Source organism: Rhodococcoides kroppenstedtii, from assembly GCF_900111805.1.
Lineage (GTDB): Bacteria > Actinomycetota > Actinomycetes > Mycobacteriales > Mycobacteriaceae > Rhodococcoides > Rhodococcoides kroppenstedtii.
The window spans coordinates 316,600-335,752 of record NZ_FOJN01000002.1; the positions used below are offsets into that span (position 1 = coordinate 316,600).

Consider the following 19,153-nt stretch of genomic DNA (forward strand, 5'->3'; position numbering starts at 1 on the left):
CGTGTAGGTCACCAGGATTCGTTGGACATGAGCGCCACCAGCAGGCGACGTACCGCGGCGACGCGGTGCGTCGCCTGACCTGTCAGCGTGTCCAATGCGCACTCCGGATCCGCCGGCGGACCCAGGTGGGTGCAGCCGCGGGGGCAGTCGGCGGCCGTCTCGGCAAGGTCCGAGAACGCCGCCACCACGTCCTCGGGGGAGATGTGGGCGAGCCCGAAGCTGCGGATGCCGGGGGTGTCGATCACCCACCCGCCGCCCTCGAGGGGGAGCGCCACCGACTGCGTGGACGTGTGCCGTCCCTTGCCGACGCCGGACACGACGCCGGTGGCGCGGTCGGCGCCCGGCACCACTCGATTGACGAGCGTCGACTTGCCGACCCCCGAATGACCGATCAGTGCCGACGACGACCCGGCGATCAGGGCGGTCAGTTCGGTGAGGGGCCGATCGCGTCCCACCAGGACCACCGGAACGTCGAGGCCGGCGAACATCGCGGCGAACTCGTCGGCGTCGGCCAGGTCGTCCTTGGTCAGGCACAGCACGGGGCGTAGCCCGCCGACGAACGCCGCCACCATCGCCCGTTCCACGAAGCCCGAGCGGGGCGGCGGATCCGCCAGTGCCACGACGATCAGCAGCATGTCCGCGTTGGCGACCACCACCCGCTCGTACGGATCGGTGTCGTCGGCGGTGCGCCGCAACACCGTTCGTCGATCCTCGACACGCACGATGCGCGCGAGGGCGTCCGTTCGGCCGCTCGTGTCTCCGACCACGCCGACGCTGTCGCCGACCACGATCGGGGTGCGACCGAGTTCCCGCGCCCGCATCGCGACGACGACGCGCGCCGGATCCTCGTCCAGGGCACACCCCCAGCGTCCCCGGTCGACGGAGACGACCATCGCGCGCCGGGCGTCGGCGTGCGTCGGCCGCGTCTTGGTCCGCGGCCGCGTGCCCTTGCCCGGCCGGATCCGGACGTCGGACTCGTCGTAGCGGCGGGGGGTCAGGACCGGGCCTCGCGTCGCGACGGGCCGGGGGCGTCCCCGTCGAGCATGCGCTGCCACAGATCGGCGAACCCGGGCAGCGTCTTCGCGGTGGAATCGATGTCGTCGATCCGCACTCCCGGGACCCTCAGTCCCACAACGGCTCCCGCCGTCGCCATCCGGTGGTCGGCGTAGGCGCGCCACGGTGCGCCGGTGAGGGCGACCGGTGTGACGGCCAGCCCGTCGTCGGTCTCGACGACGTCGCCGCCCAGCGCGGTCAGCTCGGCGGCGAGGGCCGCGAGGCGGTCGGTCTCGTGGCCGCGGAGGTGCGCGATCCCGCGCAGTCGCGAGGGCGACGACGCGAGCGCCGCCATCGCCGCGACGGTCGGGGTCAGTTCGCCGATGTCGTGAAGATCCACGTCGATGCCCACCAGCCGGTCGGGTCCGTGGGCGGTCACGCCGGCCTCGTCCGCGGTGACGGTCGCTCCCATCGCCGCGAGCACGGCGCGGAACTCGTCGCCGGGTTGGGTGGTGGTGGCCGGCCAGCGCGGCACGGTGACGGCGCCGCCGGTCACCGCTGCCGCCGCGAGGAACGGCGTGGCGTTGGACAGGTCGGGCTCGATGGTGCGGTCCACGGCCGCGATCGGTCCGGGGTGGACCCGCCAGGTGTTCGCCCGTCCGGTCTCGGCCGGCGTGTCCACCTGCACGCCGCTCTCCCGCAGCATCGCCACCGTCATGTCGATGTGCGGCATGGACGGCACCGGGGGACCGACGTGCTCGAAGGTCACCCCGTCGGTGAAGCGCGCGGCCGACAGCAGCAGGCCGGAAACGAACTGACTCGATCCGGAGGCGTCCACCTCGACGCGGCCGCCGCGGACCGAGCCGGTGCCGACCACGTCGAAGGGCAGGCTGTCGCCGTGCACCTCGACACCCAGCGCGCGCAGCGCGTCGAGCACCGTGCGCTGCGGCCGGTTCCGGGCGTGCGAATCTCCGTCGAAGTGCGACGTGCGGGAGCCCAGCGCCGCCAGCGGGGGCACGAACCGCATGACCGTGCCGGCCAGGCCGCAGTCGACGGTGCCCCCGGTCAGCGGTCCGGGCGTGACCCGGACGCGGTCGCCGGTGACCTCCACGGTCGCGCCGAGCGTGCGGATCGCCTCGATCATCAGGTCGGTGTCCCGGCTGCGCAGCGCACCGGTGATCGTGGAGGGGCCGTCCGCCAGAGCGGCGAGGACCAGCGCACGGTTGGTGAGCGACTTCGAGCCGGGTACGTCGACGGTGGCACGCACCGGGCGCGTGGCGGTGGGGGCGGTCCAGTACGTCACGGTGGTCAGTCTCTCATTCCCGCGCGTCAGCGAGTGAGGTCCGTCAGGACCGCGCCGGTCAGGGCGATCAGGTCGGCCGGGGCGATCTCGATCTCGAGCCCGCGGCGACCGCCGCTGCAGAACACGGTGTCCGCGGCGGCGACGGACTCGTCGACGACCGTGGGCAGCGCGGGTCGGGCGCCCGTGCACCACGGCCCGAGGGGCGAGACCCCGCCGAGCACGTACCCCGTCGCCCGGCGCGCCACCGCCGGATCGGCCATCGCAGCGCGACCGGCCCCCAGTGCGGCGGCCGCGGCCTTCGTCGAGAGCGTCGCCGTCACGGGCAGCACCGCGACGGCCGTGAACGGCCGCGTAGCCGCTCCGCCGGACGCGGTGATCACGAGGGTCTTGAGGATGCGGACCGCGTCGACCCCGAGACGAGCGGTGAGGACGTCGGCGGCTTCCTCGCCGAAGCGCGTGGTGCCCTTCGCGTGAACGTAGGTGTGCAGCCGGTACGACACGCCGGACCGGTCGAGGACGGTGGTCGCCGGAGTGGCCGTTCCTGCCATGTCGATCATCGTGCCCGACGGGCCGCGGTCGGCACCGCCCGGTGGACGTCTGTCGGCACCGCCGGGTGGGCAGCGGGAACAGGTGGGCGGAGCTCGCTGTTGCACCGACGACGAGAGCGTGCCGCGGCGACGACGCGGACACGTGAGAAGGACTCCATCGAGAGGAGGCGACCGGGTGATCGCGACATCAGTCGACGAGCACGTCGCACGGTCCCGGGCGGTGACCGCGAAGCGTGTCATCCCGCCGGTATCGTGGTGGTACGAGGTCGACGGCGCGGCTCCCGCCGCTGCCGTGTCGGTGGGCGAGACGTCCGCCGCAACCGTGTCGACCGCGGCAACCGAAGGGACCCCCGTGACGGACGACCAGCCCGGCACCACCACGGGCGCAGTCGATCCGGCGGTGCTCGAGACCGAGGACGGAATCCGTTCCCGGGCCAGTGCCGAAGATCTGACCGCGCGATTCGAGCGGGACGCGCTGCCGCTCGTGGACCAGTTGTACGGCGCTGCGCTGCGCATGACGCGCAACCCCTCCGACGCCGAGGATCTGGTCCAGGAGACCTACATCAAGGCGTACACGGCGTTCAAGAGCTTTCGTGAGGGCACGAACCTCAAGGCGTGGCTCTACCGCATCCTGACCAACACGTACATCAACTCGTATCGGAAGAAGCAGCGTCAGCCGGCGCAGTACCCGACCGACGAGATCACCGACTGGCAGTTGGCGGCCACGGCCGAGCACTCGTCGACGGGTCTGCGGTCGGCGGAGGTCGAGGCTCTCGACACGCTGCCCGACGACGACATCAAGGCTGCCCTCGCCGCCCTTCCGGAGGAGTTCCGGATGGCCGTGTACTACGCCGACGTCGAGGGGTTCCCGTACAAGGAGATCGCCGAGATCATGGGTACGCCGATCGGCACCGTCATGTCCCGGCTGCACCGCGGCCGCAAGCAGTTGCGGCACGAACTGGCCGAGGTCGCACGGGAGCGAGGCTTCCTGCGCACCACCGCACCCGAGGAGGTCGTGCGATGAGCTCGCGAGATGTCGACGACGACAGCCAGTTCGAGGAGCTCGACTGCTCCGCCGTCCTCGCGGACGTCTGGGTGATGCTCGACAACGAGTGCGACGAGGCCAGTCGGCAGCGGGTGCAGAAGCACCTGGACTCCTGCGGTTCCTGCCTCGCCCAGTACGGCATCGAGGAGAAGATCAAGTCGCTGGTGGGCCGCAAGTGCGGCGGTGACCGCGCGCCGGACGGTCTGCGGGAACGGTTGAAGATCGAGATACGTCGCACCGTGACCGTGATCGAGACGGACTCTCTCGACACGAACACTCGGGGCACGGACGTCGAATCCGGGCGTCGCTGACGATCGAGTACGGGGCCGGACACGCCATGCGTGTCCGGCCCCGTCGTCGTCACCGAGTGGTGAGGATTCAGCTGTTGGGTCGCTTGCCGTGGTTGGCGGCGTTCCCCTTGCGGCTGCGCTTCTTGCGTCCTCGCTTGCCCATCGCGATCTCCTTCCTTCTCGTTCGCTCCAGTTTCTCACGTGTGGTTGGCTGTACCGCGACCGGCCGCGCACCGGCCGACGGTGACCGCGCGGTTCTCCGACGACGAGGGGTGGGCAGCGAGATGGCCGAGGACGTTCGGGCCGAGATGGTGTCGACGGTGTTCCAGATCGTGGTCGCGCCGGGTGACCGCGTCGCGGAAGGCGATCCCGTCGTCATCCTGGAGTCGATGAAGATGGAGATTCCCGTGCTGGCGGAGTCCGCCGGGACCGTCGCCTCGGTCGACGTCGCGGTGGGCGACGTCGTCCAGCAGGGCGACCTCATCGCCGTCATCGCCTGACTCGCACGCCACCCGCCCGTGTCGACGCTGTCGGAACTGCTCGCCGCACACACCGATCTGCCCGGTCACGCCGTCGACCATCTCCAACGGCTGGTCAGCGAGTGGCAACTCCTCGCGGACATCTCGTTCGCCGACGTCCTGCTCTGGGTTCCCACGGCGGCGCCCGCTCGCATCCTCTGCGTCGCTCAGTGTCGCCCCACCACCGCACCGACCGTGATCCCGATGGACAAGGTCGGGGCCGTCGTGGACGACGACGAGCACCCCGAAGTGGCGCAGTGCTTCGACTCGGGTGCCGTGGAGCGGTCCGCGGCCCGACCGGGCGTGGAAGCGGGGGAGTACGTCCCGGTCGCCGACGCCGTGCCGGTGCGGGTCCGCGGACGCGTCGTGGGTGTCCTGACGCGCGAGTCCGCCCCGGTGTCCCGGCGACCGCCGAGTCTGCTCGAGGCGGCGTACCGCGAGTCGGCCGCACAGTTCGGCGACATGATCGCGGAGGGCACGTTCCCGACCGCCGCCGAGCCGGGCGACGTCAACTCGAGCCCCCGGGTGGGCGACGGTTTCATCCGTCTCGACACCGCGGGCATCGTGACCTACGCGAGCCCGAACGCCGTGTCCGCGTACCACCGCATGGGTCTGACCACCGATCTGGCGGGTCACGACCTCGCGGCGTCGACACGCGGGTTGGTCACCGACCCGTTCGACGGTGACGAGATCGCCGCGCACATCGGCGCCGCCGTGCGCGACGCCGGGGGACGCCGGATGGAGATCGACGCACGGGGAGCCACCGTGCTGCTGCGCACGCTCGCCCTTCGGCGCGCGGACCGTCCGCTGGGAGCGGTGGTCCTGGTCCGTGACGTGACCGAGGTCAAGCGACGCGACCGTGCCCTGCTCAGCAAGGACGCGACCATCCGCGAGATCCACCATCGAGTGAAGAACAACCTGCAGACCGTCGCGGCGCTGCTGCGGCTGCAGGCGCGTCGGACGGAGAACGGCGAAGCCCGCACGGCGTTGCAGGAATCCGAGCGTCGCGTGACGTCGATCGCCCTGGTGCACGACGTGCTGTCCAACTCCGTCGACGAGGTGGTCGACCTCGACGAGGTGGTGGACCGCTTGCTGCCGGTGATGGCGGACGTGGGCTCGGTCTCGGCGGACGTCGCGGTGCGGCGCGACGGCGCGCTCGGTCGATTCCCCGCGGAACGGGCGACACCACTGGTCATGGTGCTCACCGAACTGATTCAGAACTCCCTCGAGCACGGCTTCGAATCGGGCGCGTCGGGGCGGGTGGACATCCTGGCCGAGCGGTCCGCGCACACACTCACCGTCACCGTGCGCGACAGCGGCCGCGGCGTTCCACCGGGCTTCGACCCGCGCACGTCCGGTCGACTGGGTCTGCAGATCGTGACCACGCTCGTCGACGTCGAACTCGGCGGCTCCATCGCGGTCGCGGGTGGGCCGGACGGGGGGACCGACGCGACGGTCCGGGTCCCGGTCGGGCTGACGCGACGCGGGTGAGTGCGGCATTCGCCGAACAGACGAAGCCCGGCACACGACAGAGCCCGGCACACGACGGAGCCCGGCACCCCCGTGGGTGCCGGGCTTTCGACCTCTTCGAGCGTTCTGCCTCGGGTCAGACGGCGGAGCGAGCGCGGGTGCGCGCGTTACGACGCTTCAGCGCGCGACGCTCGTCCTCGCTCATGCCACCCCACACGCCGGCGTCCTGGCCGGACTCGAGGGCCCAGGCCAGGCAGTCCGCGGTGACGGGGCAGCGGTTGCACACGACCTTGGCATCGGCGATCTGGGCGAGAGCCGGGCCGCTGTTTCCCACCGGGAAGAACAGTTCCGGGTCCTCGTCGCGACAGATAGCCTTGTGGCGCCAATCCATCTTCTTACTCCTCACCGAGCGCGCGCACGCGCTTGTCGTTTCGTGGTCGCGTCGACGGACGCGTTCAGGGCTTACAGGGGGCTTTCAGCCGGTTTTCACGGTCTTGTTGTCGAACAGTTCGCGAGCGAGCCGAAGCATGTTTCCGCGCTGTTACTTGTGAATGCTTTCACGAACCAGGGATAAGTCAATAGACGACGCGGTCTCCGTGGCCAAGCTCACTGACGATCCGGTCATCGGACCTACCGAGGTGCGGTGACGTTCGCTCATCGCGGCGTCGTACCCGTTTCCGCGTGGTTCGACACACCGAGGTCGGCTCGGGGCGCCACGACATCGAGCGCGTCCGGTGCGGACACGAACCGCACTTCGGTCCGTTCGCCCAGGTAGTCGCCGTCGACCTGAAGACCGACGGGATCGCTCGCGCGCACCACGACGCACCGCGTGTCGTCGGTACGCAGCAGTCTCGACGACGACGGTTCGCGCGACGGGGACAGCAATTGCGCCACCACACGAAGAGACGGCAGTACCGCGGTGGTCCGCATCCCGAACACCCCGAGTCCGGTTTCGAAACGCGTGGTCGGATTGGTACGAACGGGGCGATCGTTCAAATACGTCCACGGGTCGGTGTTGGTGACGAAGACGTAATGCACGCCGTTTTCCTCGGGCCCGTCCTCGACCCGGACCGACAACTTCGGGTCCGCACGTTTGCGCCGGAAGAACGTCGCGATCGCCGTGCGCACGTACCGGGACGGGGACACCGGCTCCCCGCTACGCCGGCCCTTGTCGATCGCCGCACAGACGTCGGCGTCGAGACCCATCCCGGCGTTGAAGAGAAACCAGCGCCGATCGTCCGATCGACCGTCGACCACCCGGACGCAGTAGCCGAGGCCGATGCGTCGACGCTGCTCGGCCCCGATCAGATCGATCAGCTGATTGGTCGCCGCGACGGGATCGCGCTCGATACCCAGGGACCGAGCGAACACGTTGGCCGACCCACCCGGGACCACGGCCAGCAGCGGCACCGGACCCACGGTGACCGACTGCATCGACGTCGGCGCGGGCGTGCCCAGCAGGCCGTTCACCACCTCGTTCACCGTGCCGTCGCCGCCGTGCACGATCACCAGGTCCAGACCGGCCCGACGAGCCTCGCGACCCAACTCGGTGGCGTGCCCGCGATGCGTGGTCTGGGCGACCTGCAGGCTCACCCGGCTCGCCAACGCGTGTGCCACCAGGTCACGACCGGCGGGAGTGGTCGAGGTGGCGTGGGGGTTCACGATGAGGATGGCTCGCACGAGGCTCCAGACTAGACGCGGCCGTCGTCGGCTCCCGTCGCTCGCGCCGGGTGGTGCTCTAGGGTGACCGTGTGTCCGCCACACCCCCGTCGACCGCCACCCCGCTCCCGGTGCGGATCGCGGGCGCACTGGTCTCGCTCGAGGGGACCGTCGCCGTCGTGGTGGCCGTCGTCCTGGTCGTCCGCGGTCTCGCCGGAGCGGACGAATCCGTCGTCAACGGGTTCGGCAGCGCCATCTGGTTCGCCGTCCTCGGCGGGGCCGTCCTGACCGGTGGCATCGCCCTCGTCCTCGGACATCGCTGGGGACGAGCACTGGCGCTGGTCGCTCAGTTGCTGCTGCTCCCAGTGGTGTGGTCCCTGCTCACCGACTCCGATCGACCGGTCCTCGGCACCGTCCTCGGCGTCGTGGTGGTCGTCGTCCTGGTCTGCCTGTTCTGCCCGCCGGCCGCCCGCTGGATGGTCACCGAGTACGCCGATCCGGACGACCGACCGGACGCCGACCGACCGGCGTAATCCCTGCGCTCGGTGCTCCGGCTCCTCTGGTCGCAGCTCCACTACGCTCCGTGCTCCGGTTCAGCTGGTCGCAGCTCCGCTACGCTCCGTGCTCCGGCGGCACGTTGTGCGACACCACCTGCCGGAACCCGTGCTCGAATCCCAGGACCGTCGACCCGGCCGGCCCGAGGGCGAAACGCCGTCCCTCGGTGACGGGTTCACCGATCCACCGGGCGATCAGGACGCGGGAGAAGTGCCCGTGCCCGACCACGACGACGTCTCGTTCCGGCAGCGTCGCCGACACCACCGACAGCACGAGGTCCGCGCGCGACGACGCCGCATCCGCCGTCTCGCCACCCGGGCAGGGGTGAGTCCACACCGTCCAGTGCGGGACCTCCCGACGGATCTCCGGGGTGGTCAGCCCTTCGTACTCGCCGTACTCCCACTCGCGCACGGCGTCCCACCGGCGGTCGACCGGCAGGCCCGCCAGTTCCGCGGTGCGGAGGGCCCGCGCCCGCGGGCTCGTCACCACCAGCGGGTCGCGCAGGCCCAGCGCCGCGATCCGCGCGCCGGCGGCCCGCGCCTGATCCTCGCCACGCTCGGTCAGCGGAACGTCCGTCACCGAGGTGTGCCGCCCCGTGCGCGCCCAGTCGGTCTCCCCGTGGCGGAGCAGCACCACGCGCGCGTCCGGGCGCAGCGGATCGGATTCGGGGCGGTGGTCACGGCCGTGGTCGTCGAGCACGACGCGATCCTTCCTCATCGGTGACGCAGGCTCATCGACGACACAGGTTCGTCGGTGACGCAGGTCTCGGAGAACTCGCTGGAACAAACCGGCCGTATGCATGTTTACTTCTCGGGTTCCTCCCACCGCTCTCGAAGCGAGGAACGAGTGCGCGAGAGAAGGAAGTCACCGATCATGACCGATCGAACCACCGAGTCCGTCCCGGCGACCGGAGCGGACGAGCCCTCCATTGCGACCGCCGCCGCGGAGCGCGGCCTGGACGCGACCGTGCTCAAGATTGCGGGCGTCATCGTCATCGGTGCGATCATGTCGATCCTCGACGTGACCGTGGTCAGCGTCGCGTTGCCGACGTTCGCGGCCGAGTTCCGGACGACCTACGCGAGTGTGGCCTGGACGATGACCGGCTACACGCTGGCCCTCGCCTCCGTCATTCCGCTGACCGGGTGGGCCGCGGACCGCTTCGGCACCAAGCGTCTCTACCTGACGGCTCTGGTTCTCTTCGTCGCGGGCTCGATGCTCTGCAGCGTGGCGTGGGACATCACCTCGCTCATCGTGTTCCGCGTGCTGCAGGGCTTCGGCGGCGGCATGCTCATGCCCCTCGGCATGACGATTCTGACCCGCGCCGCGGGGCCCGATCGCATCGGTCGCGTCATGGCCGTGCTCGGTGTGCCCATGCTGCTCGGCCCGATCGCCGGACCGATTCTCGGCGGGTGGCTCATCGACGCCGCGAGCTGGCACTGGATATTCCTCATCAACGTGCCGATCGGCATCGTCGCCCTGGTCGCGGCGTGGACGGTGCTGCCGAAGGACGCTCCGCAGCCGTCGCAGTCCTTCGACGTGGTCGGAATGCTGCTGCTCTCGCCGGGCCTCGCACTGTTTCTCTTCGGCGTCTCGTCGATTCCCGAGACCGGCACCGTGCTGTCCGCCCGCGTGCTCGTGTCCGCGGTGGTGGGCCTGGCCCTCGTCGCCGCCTTCGTGGTCCACGCGTTGCGGACCGAGCACCCGCTGATCGATCTGCGCCTGTTCCGCAACCGCTCGCTGTCCGTCGCCGTCGTGGCGATGAGCTTGTTCGCGATCGCGTTCTTCGGTGCCGGGCTGATCTTCCCCAGCTACTTCCTGCAGGTGCGGGGCGAGACCACGCTGGCCGCCGGGTTGCTGCTGGCACCCCAGGGCCTCGGCGCGATGGTGTCCATGCCGATCGCCGGCAATCTCGCCGACCGCATCGGTCCGGGACGCATCGTGATCACCGGCATGGCCCTGGTCACCGCGGGTATGGCGGTGTTCACGCAGGTGGGTCCGTCGACGTCCTACGTGATCCTGCTGGGCGGCCTGTTCGTCATGGGTCTGGGCCTCGGCGCGACGATGATGCCGATCATGACGGCCGCGCTGCAGACGCTCGACGACGCGTCGGTGGCCCGTGGATCGACGCTGATGAACATCATCCAGCAATCCGCCGGCTCGGTGGGTACCGCGGTCATCTCGGTGGTGCTGACGAACCAGTTGCTCGATCGCGCCGCCGCGGGCCCGGCGATGGCCGCGCAGAGCGACCCGGAGATCGCCGCGGCCCTGCCGCCGGGTGCGGTGGAGGCGGGGCTCGCCCAGGCCGCGGACGCGTTCGGGTCGACCTTCCTGGTGGCGACGATCATCGTGGCGTTCACCTTCGTCCCGGCGTTCCTGCTGCCGCGTCGCAAGGTCACGCCGACCGCCGGGGCGGGCGCTGCACCGACGCTGCTGCACTGACCTCGTCGCGCCACACCGGGGCGAGGTGCGGCGCGGGGTCGGCCGTGATGACAAGATCGTGCGCGTGACGACGATTCTGGCCGTGGCCAACCAGAAGGGTGGCGTCGCCAAGACGACCACCGTGGCTTCCCTCGGCGCGGCCCTGGCGGCGTCGGGACGACGGGTGCTGGTCGTCGACCTCGACCCGCAGGGATCGCTCACCTTCTCGCTGGGCCACAACCCGGACAAGCTCACCGCGTCGGTCCACGAGGTGCTCACCGCGGCGTTGCCCGTCGGGGAGGCGATTCTGTCGACGGACGACGGCGTGGATCTCCTGCCGTCGACCATCGACCTCGCGGGTGCGGAGGCGCTTCTGCTCATGCGGCCCGGCCGGGAGTACACGCTGAAGCGGGCGCTGGCGCCGGTGGCGGCGGACTACGACGTGGTGTTGCTGGACTGCCCGCCGTCGCTGGGCGTGCTGACGCTCAACGGTCTCACGGCCGCCACGGCGGTCCTCGTCCCGCTGCAGTGCGAGACGTTGGCCCATCGCGGTGTGGGGCAGCTGCTGACCACGGTCGAGGAGGTCCGGCAGATCACCAACCCGGACCTGGAGCTGCTCGGGGCGCTCGCCACGCTCTTCGACGCGCGGACCACGCACAGTCGTGACGTGCTCGCGGACGTGTCCGGTCAGTACGACATTCCCGTCGTCGCTCCGCCCATCCCGCGGACCGTGCGCTTCGCCGAGGCGTCGGCGTCGGGTACCTCGGTGATCTCGGGCCGCAAGAACAAGGGTGCCGAGGCCTACCGCGAGTTGGCGCGCAACCTGGACGCGTACTGGACGGGCGGCGCGGCGCTGCAGACGTACGACGCCGAGTAGGGGGCCGACGCCGGCCCGGTCCCTACCGGGACACGACTCAGCCGAGGACGACGGTGGTCCCGGCGCCGTCCGCGCCTCGTCTGCCCTCGACGACGCGGGTGCCGAGCACCGTGACGGAGACGGGTGCGGCCGCGTCCTCGCGGGTGACCGGGAGGGTGCGGGAGACGGTGCCGGATTCGGTGTCCGTCACGGCCAGGCCACCGGGAACCGGGACGAGGAGCTGCCCGGCCATGACGGCTCCCGCGCCGAGGGCGGCGGGCAGGACCCACCGGCGCTCGAGCGTCGCCTGGTCGAAGCCCACCGCGACGGATCCGGTCCACCACACCAGCACTGATCCGGTGCGGACCAGGTCCGAGGCGCGTGCGGTGGGCCACGTGGTGGTCACCGGCTCGTCCATCGGGACGGCCGAGAGGAACGTCGCCGAGCCGTCGAAGAGGGCCACCCGTCCCACCACGGTGTCCGACGGCGGCAGGTAGAGGGCGATGCGGTCGCCGACGACGGCGAGGACGCGGGCGGTTTCGACGTCGGGGGAGACGTCGGCCAACACGGTCGACCCGTAGACCTCCGGGACGGTCGCGTCCTTCGGGGCCGGGTTCATCGTGGTCAGGCGCAGGCCGGTCTCGCCGGGGCACCGCTCGAGCACGGCCACTCGGCTGCTGGCCGAGGCGGTCGAGATCAGCGTGCATCCGCTGCGCGGCTGCGAGCCCGGGTTCACGGGAGCGTCGACTCGTCCGTACTCGAGTGTGCGCACCAGATCGGACCGCCACACCTCGAGCCGCGTCGACCCCGCCTGGGTGACGTAGGTTACGTCGAAGCTCAGCCGCGCCGGATCGTCCGCGTCGTTGGTGCGTTGGTCCTCGCGCGCGCCGGACGCGCCGTCGAGTTCGGTGACCTGTCCGCACCCGCGATCGTCGCGGTAGGTGGCCACGGCGGCGTCCCAGGCGCCGACGACGGCGCACAGCGCGCGATCGCGGGTGTAGCTCCAGCGTGTGTCGCCGGTCGCCGGGTCGAGACCGCGCACGGTGTGCTCGTCCGAGGCGATCACGGTGCCGCCCACGACGAACGGCGTGCCCGATCCGGCGTCGTCGGTTCGCCAGAGCTCGCCGACAGACTCGGGAACGGACAGCGCCGAGGGCGGCGGCCCCACCGGGGATTCGGCGACCACCGACGTGGTGCCGCGGGCGTCGCTGTTCCACCAGACGACGACCGCCGCCACCATCACCAGGACGGCGATGGTGGCGGCGGCGATCACGTCGGCGCGGGTGCGCCGTTCGGGTGCGAGCACGGGCCGTTGAGCCGGCCGGTCAGTCGCGTGCTGCGGCGGTCACCGAGGCGCCGTCGGTCGACCCGGCGGAAGCAGACCCCGCGGCCGCCCCGCCGCGGCCGGAGCCGCGACGACGACGGCGACGGGGACGGGTCGAGCCGTTGCCCTCCGCGGCGGACGTGTCCGCACCGGGAGAGTCGGGCGCGGTGGTGGCGGTGGTGGCGGTGGTGTCGGCCGCGCCGCGGTCGGCGCCGGTCTCGGCCTTGCCGCCACGGGTGCGACGACGGTTCCGCGAGCGACGCGGAGCACGCGGGGCGTCGTCGGACGACGCGCGGTCGGAACCGGACGACGCGGCACGGTCGGCACCGGACTTCGAGTCCGCCGAGGTGTCGTCGGACGACGTCCGGGACGGCCGGGCGATGCTGCCGGTGGCGTCGCGCGGGATGTTCAGCTCCGTGTAGAGGTGCTCGGAGCTGGAGTACGTCTCCGCGGGCTCGGGGATGTCGAGCCCGAGCGCCTTGTCGATCAGCTGCCACCGGGGGATGTCGTCCCAGTCGACCAGGGTGACGGCGATGCCGGTGCGGCCCGCGCGACCGGTGCGACCGATGCGGTGGACGTAGGTCTTCTCGTCCTCCGGGCACTGGTAGTTGATGACGTGGGTGACGTCGTCGATGTCGATGCCACGGGCCGCGACGTCGGTGGCGACGAGAACGTCGATCTTGCCGGCGCGGAACTTCTCGAGCGCCTTCTCGCGCGCGATCTGCCCGAGGTCGCCGTGGACGGCGCCGACGGCGAATCCGCGCTCGGCGAGGTCGTCGGCTACCTTCTGGGCGGTGCGCTTGGTGCGGGTGAAGATCATCGTCGCGCCGCGTCCGTCGGCCTGCAGCACGCGGGCCACCATCTCGGCCTTGTCCAGCGCGTGCGCGCGGTAGACGTGCTGTGCGGTGCGCTCGTGGACGGCGGAGGACTCCGCCTCCTCCGCGCGGATGTGCGTCGGCTGCGTGAGGAACGTGCGGGCCAGGGTGATGATCGGGCCCGGCATGGTCGCCGAGAACAGCATGGTCTGGCGGCTGTCCGGGACCATCCCCATGAGACGTTCGATGTCGGGGAGGAAGCCGAGGTCGAGCATTTCGTCGGCCTCGTCGAGGACCAGCACGCCGACCTTGCCGAGCACCAGGTGCCCCTGCTTGGCCAGGTCGAGCAGTCGACCCGGGGTACCGACGACCACGTCGACGCCGGCCTGCAGGGTGGCGATCTGCGCCTCGTAGGAACGACCGCCGTAGATGGACATGACCCGGACGGGTCCGTCGGCCGACTGCAGATGCTTGGCGGCGTTCTCGAGGTCGCTGGTGACCTGGACGCAGAGCTCGCGCGTCGGGACGATGACCAGCGCTCGCGGGGTGCCGTCGAGCACCGACGTGCCCGAGCCGTCGGCGGGACCGGTGGCCAGGCGGTGCAGCAAGGGCACGCCGAAGCCGAAGGTCTTGCCCATGCCGGTGCGAGCCTGACCGATGAGGTCGTCGCCGGCGAGGGCCAGCGGAAGCGTGAGCTCCTGGATGGCGAAGGTGCGATCGATGCCGATGTCGGCGAGGCCGCGCACGATCTGCGGGTGCACGCCGAGCTCGGCGAAGGTGGGGGGAGTGTGGGTGGTGTCCAACGCGGCGGACACGGTGGTCTCCGCGGGGGCGTCGTTCTCGTGGTCGACGGTGATCTTGCTCAGGGGTCCGGCCTCTCTCGGGTCTCGCACGCACCACGAGGGCCAGGCCGAGTGACGGCCGATGTCGATGCCCCCGAGTCCGTTTGCAGCCCGCGGCGCCGTCGGCCGGCGGTGGCGACGGACACGGTCCGTCGCGACAACCCCGGCGACACGATCGGCGGCAGGCACGAACCGAGTGCGCGCACAGTGTCGGGTGTCGGCGCCGCGGTGGCCGTAGCGGTGAATCGACCGTGTCCGGGACACGGCCGCCGTCGTACGGACGCAGCGCCGTCACGCCCATTCTAGCCCGGCGTCGCTCGGGCGGCGGTATCGGCCGTTCCGACGTGTCCGGCGGTAGGGTCGGTGGCCATGGAGAGCACTGGGGTCAGCGGGCGGACGCAGCAGGTCGACGGCGCGTCCGCGCCGGGTGTCGTGTCCGCCGATCACCCGGGCGTCGTGAGCCTGTTCGGCGTGCTCGCGTACGGCGAGATCTCCGCCTTCTACCGTCTGGTCGAGGACGCCGCGATGGCGCCGACGTTGCGCGACCGAATCGCGATGGCGAGCATGGCGGCCGCCGAGATGAACCACTTCGAGGTGCTCGAGGCCGCGCTCCGCGACCGCGGGCGTGACGTCCTGTCGGTCACCGAACCGTTCGCCGCCGCCCTCGACGCCTACCATGCATCGACCCTGCCGTCGACGTGGATGGAAGTCCTGGTCAAGACCTACGTCGCGGACGGGTTGGCCGCCGACTTCTACCGCGAGATCGCGCACAGCCTGCCCGCCGAGGTCGCCGCGACGGTGCGCGAGGTGCTCGCCGAGACGGGGCATTCGGAGTTCGTCGTCTCCGAGGTGGTGGCCCGTGTCGCCGAGGACGCCGCAGCCAAGGATCGCCTGATGCTGTGGGGACGGCGGCTGCTGGGCGAGGCGATCACCCAGGCCCAGTTCGTCCTCGCCCAGCGCGAGGAACTGACCGAGCTGGTGATGACGGCGTCGGGCGACTTCACCGGCATCGTCGCGTTGTTCGACCGCATGCAGGTGCGGCATTCCGAGCGCATGGCCACCCTCGGCCTCGTCTGAGCGGCCCCACCGGCAGTCGTCCGGCTGTTCGCTCAGGGCGTGGTGTCGGAGGCCGTGTCGCGACCGGCCCCTGCACTAGCCTGGACCACGAACAGACAGGCACCAACGACAACGACGTGGAGGTCGGCCGTGGAGGTCAAGATCGGAATTTCGGACAGCCCACGGGAACTGGTGATCAACAGCGCCCAGACTCCCGACGAGGTGGAGGCGCTGGTCTCCGGAGCCTTCGGCGGCGAGGGCGTGCTGACCCTGCTCGACGAGAAGGGCCGCAAGTTCCTCGTCCCCGCAGCCAAGCTGGCCTACGTCGAGATCGGCCCGTCGGACAGCCGGCGCGTCGGATTCTCGACCGTCACGGCGTCCTGACCGGACCAACTCCGGCACAGCGAACGGCCCCGCACCGAGCAGGTGCGGGGCCGTTCGTCGTCCGGTGCGTTCGAGGTCGGTGACGCTCGAGGTCGGTCAGGACCCGGCCTGCAGGGGCACGTGCGACAGGCCGCCCCAGGCCAGGGTGACCGTGGTGTCCACGGCCTCTTCCTTGGTGATCGGCCGGTCGGCCTCGAGCCAGTACCGAGCCGTGAACTGGCTGGCGCCGACGAGGCCCACAGCGAGGATGCGGGCGCGGTGCGGGTCGAGCCCGGAGTCGTGGCTGACCAGATCGAAGACGGCGTCGACGCAGGCTTCGGTGGCCTGGTCCACGCGGGACTGCACCTGCGGATCGCCCATCAGATCCGACTCGAACACGAGGCGGAAACCCTGGGTGTCGTTGTCGACGAAGTCGTAGAACGCGAGGACGGCGGCGCGCACGCGCTTGCGGTTGTCCGTGGTGGACCGCAGCGCCTGGCGCAGTCCGGAGATGAGCGTGTCGACGTAGTTGCCGAGCACCGCCACGTACAGGTCGAGCTTGCCCGGGAAGTGCTGGTACAGAACGGGTTTGCTGACACCGGCACACTCGGCGATCTCGTCCATGCCGGCGGCGTGGTAGCCACGGGCCACGAAGATCTCGCCGGCCGCGGTGAGCAGTTGCGCGCGGCGCGCATCGCGGGGAAGGCGGGCGCTGCGACGCCCCGCTCCCGCCCCGACGGACGAGCTTCGGTCGGCGACATCGGTCATCTGGTACTACCGTCCCATCCGCCGCGTCGGCCGACGGACGAGGATCTCTCGGCTCAGCGGTAGGGCGCGGCATGTCGTTCTGCAGATCGTGTCGACGATACCCCGGCGCGCCGATCCGAGCGGTCGGGCACGTGTGAGAACCTGGATCGGTGAGCGATCGAGGGCATCCGCAGCGCGCGGACCGGGCGCGGCGATCTCATCAGCCGCTCCGGGCGCAGTGGGATCCGACGGCCGTCGACGCCGGTCGCCCGCGCCCGCCGCGCCCCGAACGCACCGCGAAGAAGCGCAGCCGGGTGGGTCGGTTCGTCGCCACCTACGGCTGGCGGGCCTACGCCCTGCCGATCCTGCTCGTCGTCACCGTGCTCGTCATCGTCGACGCGGTGCGCGATCCGGGCACGGCCGCGTCGCCCGATTCCGCCCCCGGCTTCCCCGCCCTGTCCAACACGTCCGAGGGCACCGACGTGATCGGCGTACCGCCCGCGGGCGACGGGAACTTCGCCGACAGCATTCCCTCCGGCCAGATGCCCGACGGCGGACCGTTCGCCGTCCAGGGCGCGGGCACCTGGCGCGTCGTGCCGGGAACGACCGACCAGGTGGGGCAGGGCACCGAGCGTGTGTTCACCTACACCGTGGAGATCGAGGAGGGCATCGACACCGTGGGGTTCGGCGGTGACGAGTCCTTCGGCCGCTTCGTCGACGCCACGCTGTCCAACCCGAAGAGCTGGACCAACGACCCGCGGTTCGCGTTCCGGCGGGTCGACACGGGTGATCCCGACTTCCGGGTCTCCCTGACCTCGCAGATGACGGTGCGGGACGTCTGCGGCTACGACATCCAGCTCGAGGTGTCCTGCTACAACCCCGGCATCGACCGCGTGGTGCTCAACGAGCCGCGGTGGGTGCGCGGTGCGACGGCGTTCCAGGGCGACATCGGCTCCTACCGCCAGTACGTCGTCAATCACGAGGTGGGCCACGCCATCGGGTACCAGGCGCACCAGCCGTGCGAGACGGACGGCGGCCTCGCGCCGATCATGATGCAGCAGACCTTCGGCACGGCCAACGACGACATCGCGACGCTCGACCCGGAGGGCGTCGTCCCCATGGACGGCAAGGTGTGCCGATTCAACCCCTGGCCCTATCCGCGCACGTGATGGAGCCGCTCGTCGCCCCGGGACCGCCGCTGACGCCCGACCAGGTCGCGCGCTACAGCCGTCATCTGCTGCTGCCCGATGTCGGCACGGTCGGCCAACGGCGGCTGCGCGCTGCACGGGTGCTGGTGGTCGGCGCGGGCGGCCTGGGCTCGCCGGTGCTGCTGTATCTCGCCTCGGCCGGGGTGGGCACCATCGGCATCGTCGAATTCGACGAGGTCGATTCTTCCAATCTGCAGCGTCAGATCGTGCACGGGGAGGCCGACGTCGGGCGCGGCAAGGGGGCCAGTGCGCGGGACGCGATCCGGCGCATCGACTCGAGCATCGAGGTGCGCGTCCACGAGCTGCGTCTCGCTCCGCGCAACGCCGCCAACATCTTTCGGCAGTACGACCTGGTGGTGGACGGCACCGACAACTTCGCCACCCGCTACCTGGTGAACGACGCCGCCGCGGTGGCGGGCGTGCCCTACGTGTTCGGGTCGATCCACCGTTTCGACGGGCAGGTGTCGGTGTTCTGGGACGCGGCGCCGGGCGGTCGCGGTATCGACTACCGCGACCTGTATCCCGATCCGCCGCCGCCGGGCACCGTGCCGTCCTGCGCCGAGGCCGGCGTGCTGGGCGTGCTGTGCGGGGTCGTGGGATCGGTCATGGCCACCGAGGCCGTCAAGCTCGTGACCGGTGTCGGTGACCCGTTGCTCGGTCGCCTGCTGATCTACGACGCGCGGGCGATGGCGTTCCGCACGGTGACGGTGCGTCGCGATCCCGGCCGTGCGCCGGTGACCGAGGTCGCGGAGGACTACGAGGTGCTCTGCGGTCTGCCGACGCCGCCGCTCACGGTCGACGGGGACCTCGAACCGGAGGAGGTCCGCGAGCTCCTCGCGGGCGACGGTCCGGTCGCGCTGGTGGACGTGCGCGAGCGCGTCGAGTGGGACATCGCGCACCTCGAGGGTGCGACTCTCGTGCCGGTCGGCGGGGTGCTCGACGGCAGCGCGACCGGCGACATTCCCCGCGACAGGCCCGTCGTTCTCTACTGCAAGACGGGGGAGCGGTCCGCCGACGCGCTCGCCGTCCTTCGGGCCGCGGGTGTCGCGGACGCCCATCATCTCCGCGGCGGCCTCGACGCCTGGATCCGCGAGATCGACCCCTCCCTGCCCTCCTACTGACCCGCCGTTCTCCCGACGGGCC

Annotated in this window: 21 protein-coding genes; 11 read left to right on the plus strand and 10 right to left on the minus strand. The window is 71.1% G+C overall.

Annotation, left to right across the window (positions count from 1 at the left end; all coding sequences use genetic code 11):
- Positions 1-8: 8 nt before the first annotated feature.
- The 3 genes from rsgA to BMZ18_RS03605 are packed head-to-tail and all read right to left on the minus strand — an operon-like array spanning position 9 to position 2,844.
- The gene (gene rsgA, locus BMZ18_RS03595; RefSeq protein WP_371828478.1) at positions 9-1,055 is read right to left on the minus strand and encodes a ribosome small subunit-dependent GTPase A; all 1,047 of its coding nucleotides are present in this window, start codon (positions 1,053-1,055) and stop codon (positions 9-11) included.
- Complete coding sequence (gene aroA / locus BMZ18_RS03600; protein WP_068105820.1) at positions 995-2,305, minus strand: 3-phosphoshikimate 1-carboxyvinyltransferase; 1,311 nt, start codon at positions 2,303-2,305, stop codon at positions 995-997. Before aroA ends, rsgA begins: the two co-directional genes overlap by 61 nt.
- Before the next feature lie 17 nt (positions 2,306-2,322).
- The gene (locus tag BMZ18_RS03605) at positions 2,323-2,844 is read right to left on the minus strand and encodes a YbaK/EbsC family protein (protein ID WP_068362485.1); all 522 of its coding nucleotides are present in this window, start codon (positions 2,842-2,844) and stop codon (positions 2,323-2,325) included.
- Between the two features lie 400 nt (positions 2,845-3,244).
- On the opposite strand from BMZ18_RS03605, the gene BMZ18_RS03610 reads away from it, so the two are divergent.
- Both BMZ18_RS03610 and rsrA read left to right on the plus strand, forming a co-directional pair.
- On the plus strand, positions 3,245-3,868 hold the full coding sequence (locus BMZ18_RS03610) for a sigma-70 family RNA polymerase sigma factor (RefSeq protein WP_201133059.1): 624 nt from the start codon (positions 3,245-3,247) through the stop codon (positions 3,866-3,868).
- Positions 3,865-4,200, plus strand: a complete 336-nt coding sequence (gene rsrA, locus BMZ18_RS03615) for a mycothiol system anti-sigma-R factor (RefSeq protein WP_068362411.1) — start codon at positions 3,865-3,867, stop codon at positions 4,198-4,200. Before BMZ18_RS03610 ends, rsrA begins: the two co-directional genes overlap by 4 nt.
- A 67-nt stretch (positions 4,201-4,267) precedes the next feature.
- Here rsrA and BMZ18_RS20290 read toward each other — a convergent pair whose 3' ends face one another.
- Positions 4,268-4,342 carry a 50S ribosomal protein bL37 gene (locus BMZ18_RS20290; RefSeq protein ID WP_110293457.1) on the minus strand — a complete coding sequence of 25 codons (75 nt, stop codon included), beginning with the start codon at positions 4,340-4,342 and terminating at the stop codon, positions 4,268-4,270.
- 121 nt (positions 4,343-4,463) lie between these two features.
- Here BMZ18_RS20290 and BMZ18_RS03620 point away from each other — a divergent pair, with 121 nt between their 5' ends.
- Positions 4,464-4,679: a biotin/lipoyl-binding carrier protein gene (locus tag BMZ18_RS03620; RefSeq protein WP_068362482.1), complete on the plus strand. Its 216-nt coding sequence runs from the start codon at positions 4,464-4,466 to the stop codon at positions 4,677-4,679.
- Positions 4,680-4,697: 18 nt separating this feature from the next.
- Positions 4,698-6,188 (plus strand): sensor histidine kinase, encoded by a 1,491-nt coding sequence (locus BMZ18_RS03625; protein ID WP_068362410.1) that lies wholly within the window; start codon positions 4,698-4,700, stop codon positions 6,186-6,188.
- Between the two features lie 115 nt (positions 6,189-6,303).
- Here BMZ18_RS03625 and BMZ18_RS03630 read toward each other — a convergent pair whose 3' ends face one another.
- Both BMZ18_RS03630 and BMZ18_RS03635 read right to left on the minus strand, forming a co-directional pair.
- Complete coding sequence (locus BMZ18_RS03630; RefSeq protein WP_068101895.1) at positions 6,304-6,558, minus strand: WhiB family transcriptional regulator; 255 nt, start codon at positions 6,556-6,558, stop codon at positions 6,304-6,306.
- Positions 6,559-6,821: 263 nt separating this feature from the next.
- Positions 6,822-7,847: a diacylglycerol/lipid kinase family protein gene (locus BMZ18_RS03635; RefSeq protein WP_068362407.1), complete on the minus strand. Its 1,026-nt coding sequence runs from the start codon at positions 7,845-7,847 to the stop codon at positions 6,822-6,824.
- A gap of 71 nt (positions 7,848-7,918) precedes the next feature.
- Here BMZ18_RS03635 and BMZ18_RS03640 point away from each other — a divergent pair, with 71 nt between their 5' ends.
- Positions 7,919-8,359: a hypothetical protein gene (locus tag BMZ18_RS03640; RefSeq protein WP_068362404.1), complete on the plus strand. Its 441-nt coding sequence runs from the start codon at positions 7,919-7,921 to the stop codon at positions 8,357-8,359.
- Between the two features lie 79 nt (positions 8,360-8,438).
- Here the strand turns inward: BMZ18_RS03640 and BMZ18_RS03645 are convergent, their stop codons facing one another.
- Complete coding sequence (locus BMZ18_RS03645; protein WP_068101889.1) at positions 8,439-9,098, minus strand: acid phosphatase; 660 nt, start codon at positions 9,096-9,098, stop codon at positions 8,439-8,441.
- Positions 9,099-9,254: 156 nt separating this feature from the next.
- Between BMZ18_RS03645 and BMZ18_RS03650 the strand changes: the two genes are divergently transcribed.
- A complete protein-coding gene (locus BMZ18_RS03650; protein WP_082894985.1) occupies positions 9,255-10,820 on the plus strand; it encodes a DHA2 family efflux MFS transporter permease subunit in 1,566 nt (521 codons plus the stop codon).
- A gap of 64 nt (positions 10,821-10,884) precedes the next feature.
- The gene (locus tag BMZ18_RS03655; protein ID WP_068362478.1) at positions 10,885-11,676 is read left to right on the plus strand and encodes a ParA family protein; all 792 of its coding nucleotides are present in this window, start codon (positions 10,885-10,887) and stop codon (positions 11,674-11,676) included.
- A 37-nt stretch (positions 11,677-11,713) separates the two neighbouring features.
- Here BMZ18_RS03655 and BMZ18_RS03660 read toward each other — a convergent pair whose 3' ends face one another.
- Entirely contained in the window at positions 11,714-12,961 is a 1,248-nt protein-coding gene (locus BMZ18_RS03660; RefSeq protein WP_068362403.1) for an Rv3212 family protein, read from the minus strand.
- Between the two features lie 19 nt (positions 12,962-12,980).
- Positions 12,981-14,687, minus strand: coding sequence for a DEAD/DEAH box helicase (locus tag BMZ18_RS03665; RefSeq protein WP_068362401.1), 1,707 nt, complete (start codon positions 14,685-14,687; stop codon positions 12,981-12,983).
- Positions 14,688-15,005: 318 nt separating this feature from the next.
- Between BMZ18_RS03665 and BMZ18_RS03670 the strand changes: the two genes are divergently transcribed.
- Positions 15,006-15,713: a ferritin-like fold-containing protein gene (locus tag BMZ18_RS03670; protein ID WP_068101884.1), complete on the plus strand. Its 708-nt coding sequence runs from the start codon at positions 15,006-15,008 to the stop codon at positions 15,711-15,713.
- 129 nt (positions 15,714-15,842) lie between these two features.
- Positions 15,843-16,076: a DUF3107 domain-containing protein gene (locus BMZ18_RS03675; RefSeq protein ID WP_068101882.1), complete on the plus strand. Its 234-nt coding sequence runs from the start codon at positions 15,843-15,845 to the stop codon at positions 16,074-16,076.
- Between the two features lie 96 nt (positions 16,077-16,172).
- On the opposite strand, the gene fasR is transcribed toward BMZ18_RS03675, so the two are convergent.
- Positions 16,173-16,823 (minus strand): HTH-type transcriptional activator FasR, encoded by a 651-nt coding sequence (gene fasR / locus BMZ18_RS03680; RefSeq protein WP_068101880.1) that lies wholly within the window; start codon positions 16,821-16,823, stop codon positions 16,173-16,175.
- 149 nt (positions 16,824-16,972) lie between these two features.
- Between fasR and BMZ18_RS03685 the strand changes: the two genes are divergently transcribed.
- Both BMZ18_RS03685 and moeB read left to right on the plus strand, forming a co-directional pair.
- The gene (locus BMZ18_RS03685; RefSeq protein ID WP_068362400.1) at positions 16,973-17,971 is read left to right on the plus strand and encodes a DUF3152 domain-containing protein; all 999 of its coding nucleotides are present in this window, start codon (positions 16,973-16,975) and stop codon (positions 17,969-17,971) included.
- The gene (moeB, locus tag BMZ18_RS03690; RefSeq protein WP_068362398.1) at positions 17,971-19,131 is read left to right on the plus strand and encodes a molybdopterin-synthase adenylyltransferase MoeB; all 1,161 of its coding nucleotides are present in this window, start codon (positions 17,971-17,973) and stop codon (positions 19,129-19,131) included. The genes BMZ18_RS03685 and moeB overlap by 1 nt, the downstream gene beginning before the upstream one ends.
- Positions 19,132-19,153 lie beyond the last annotated feature (22 nt).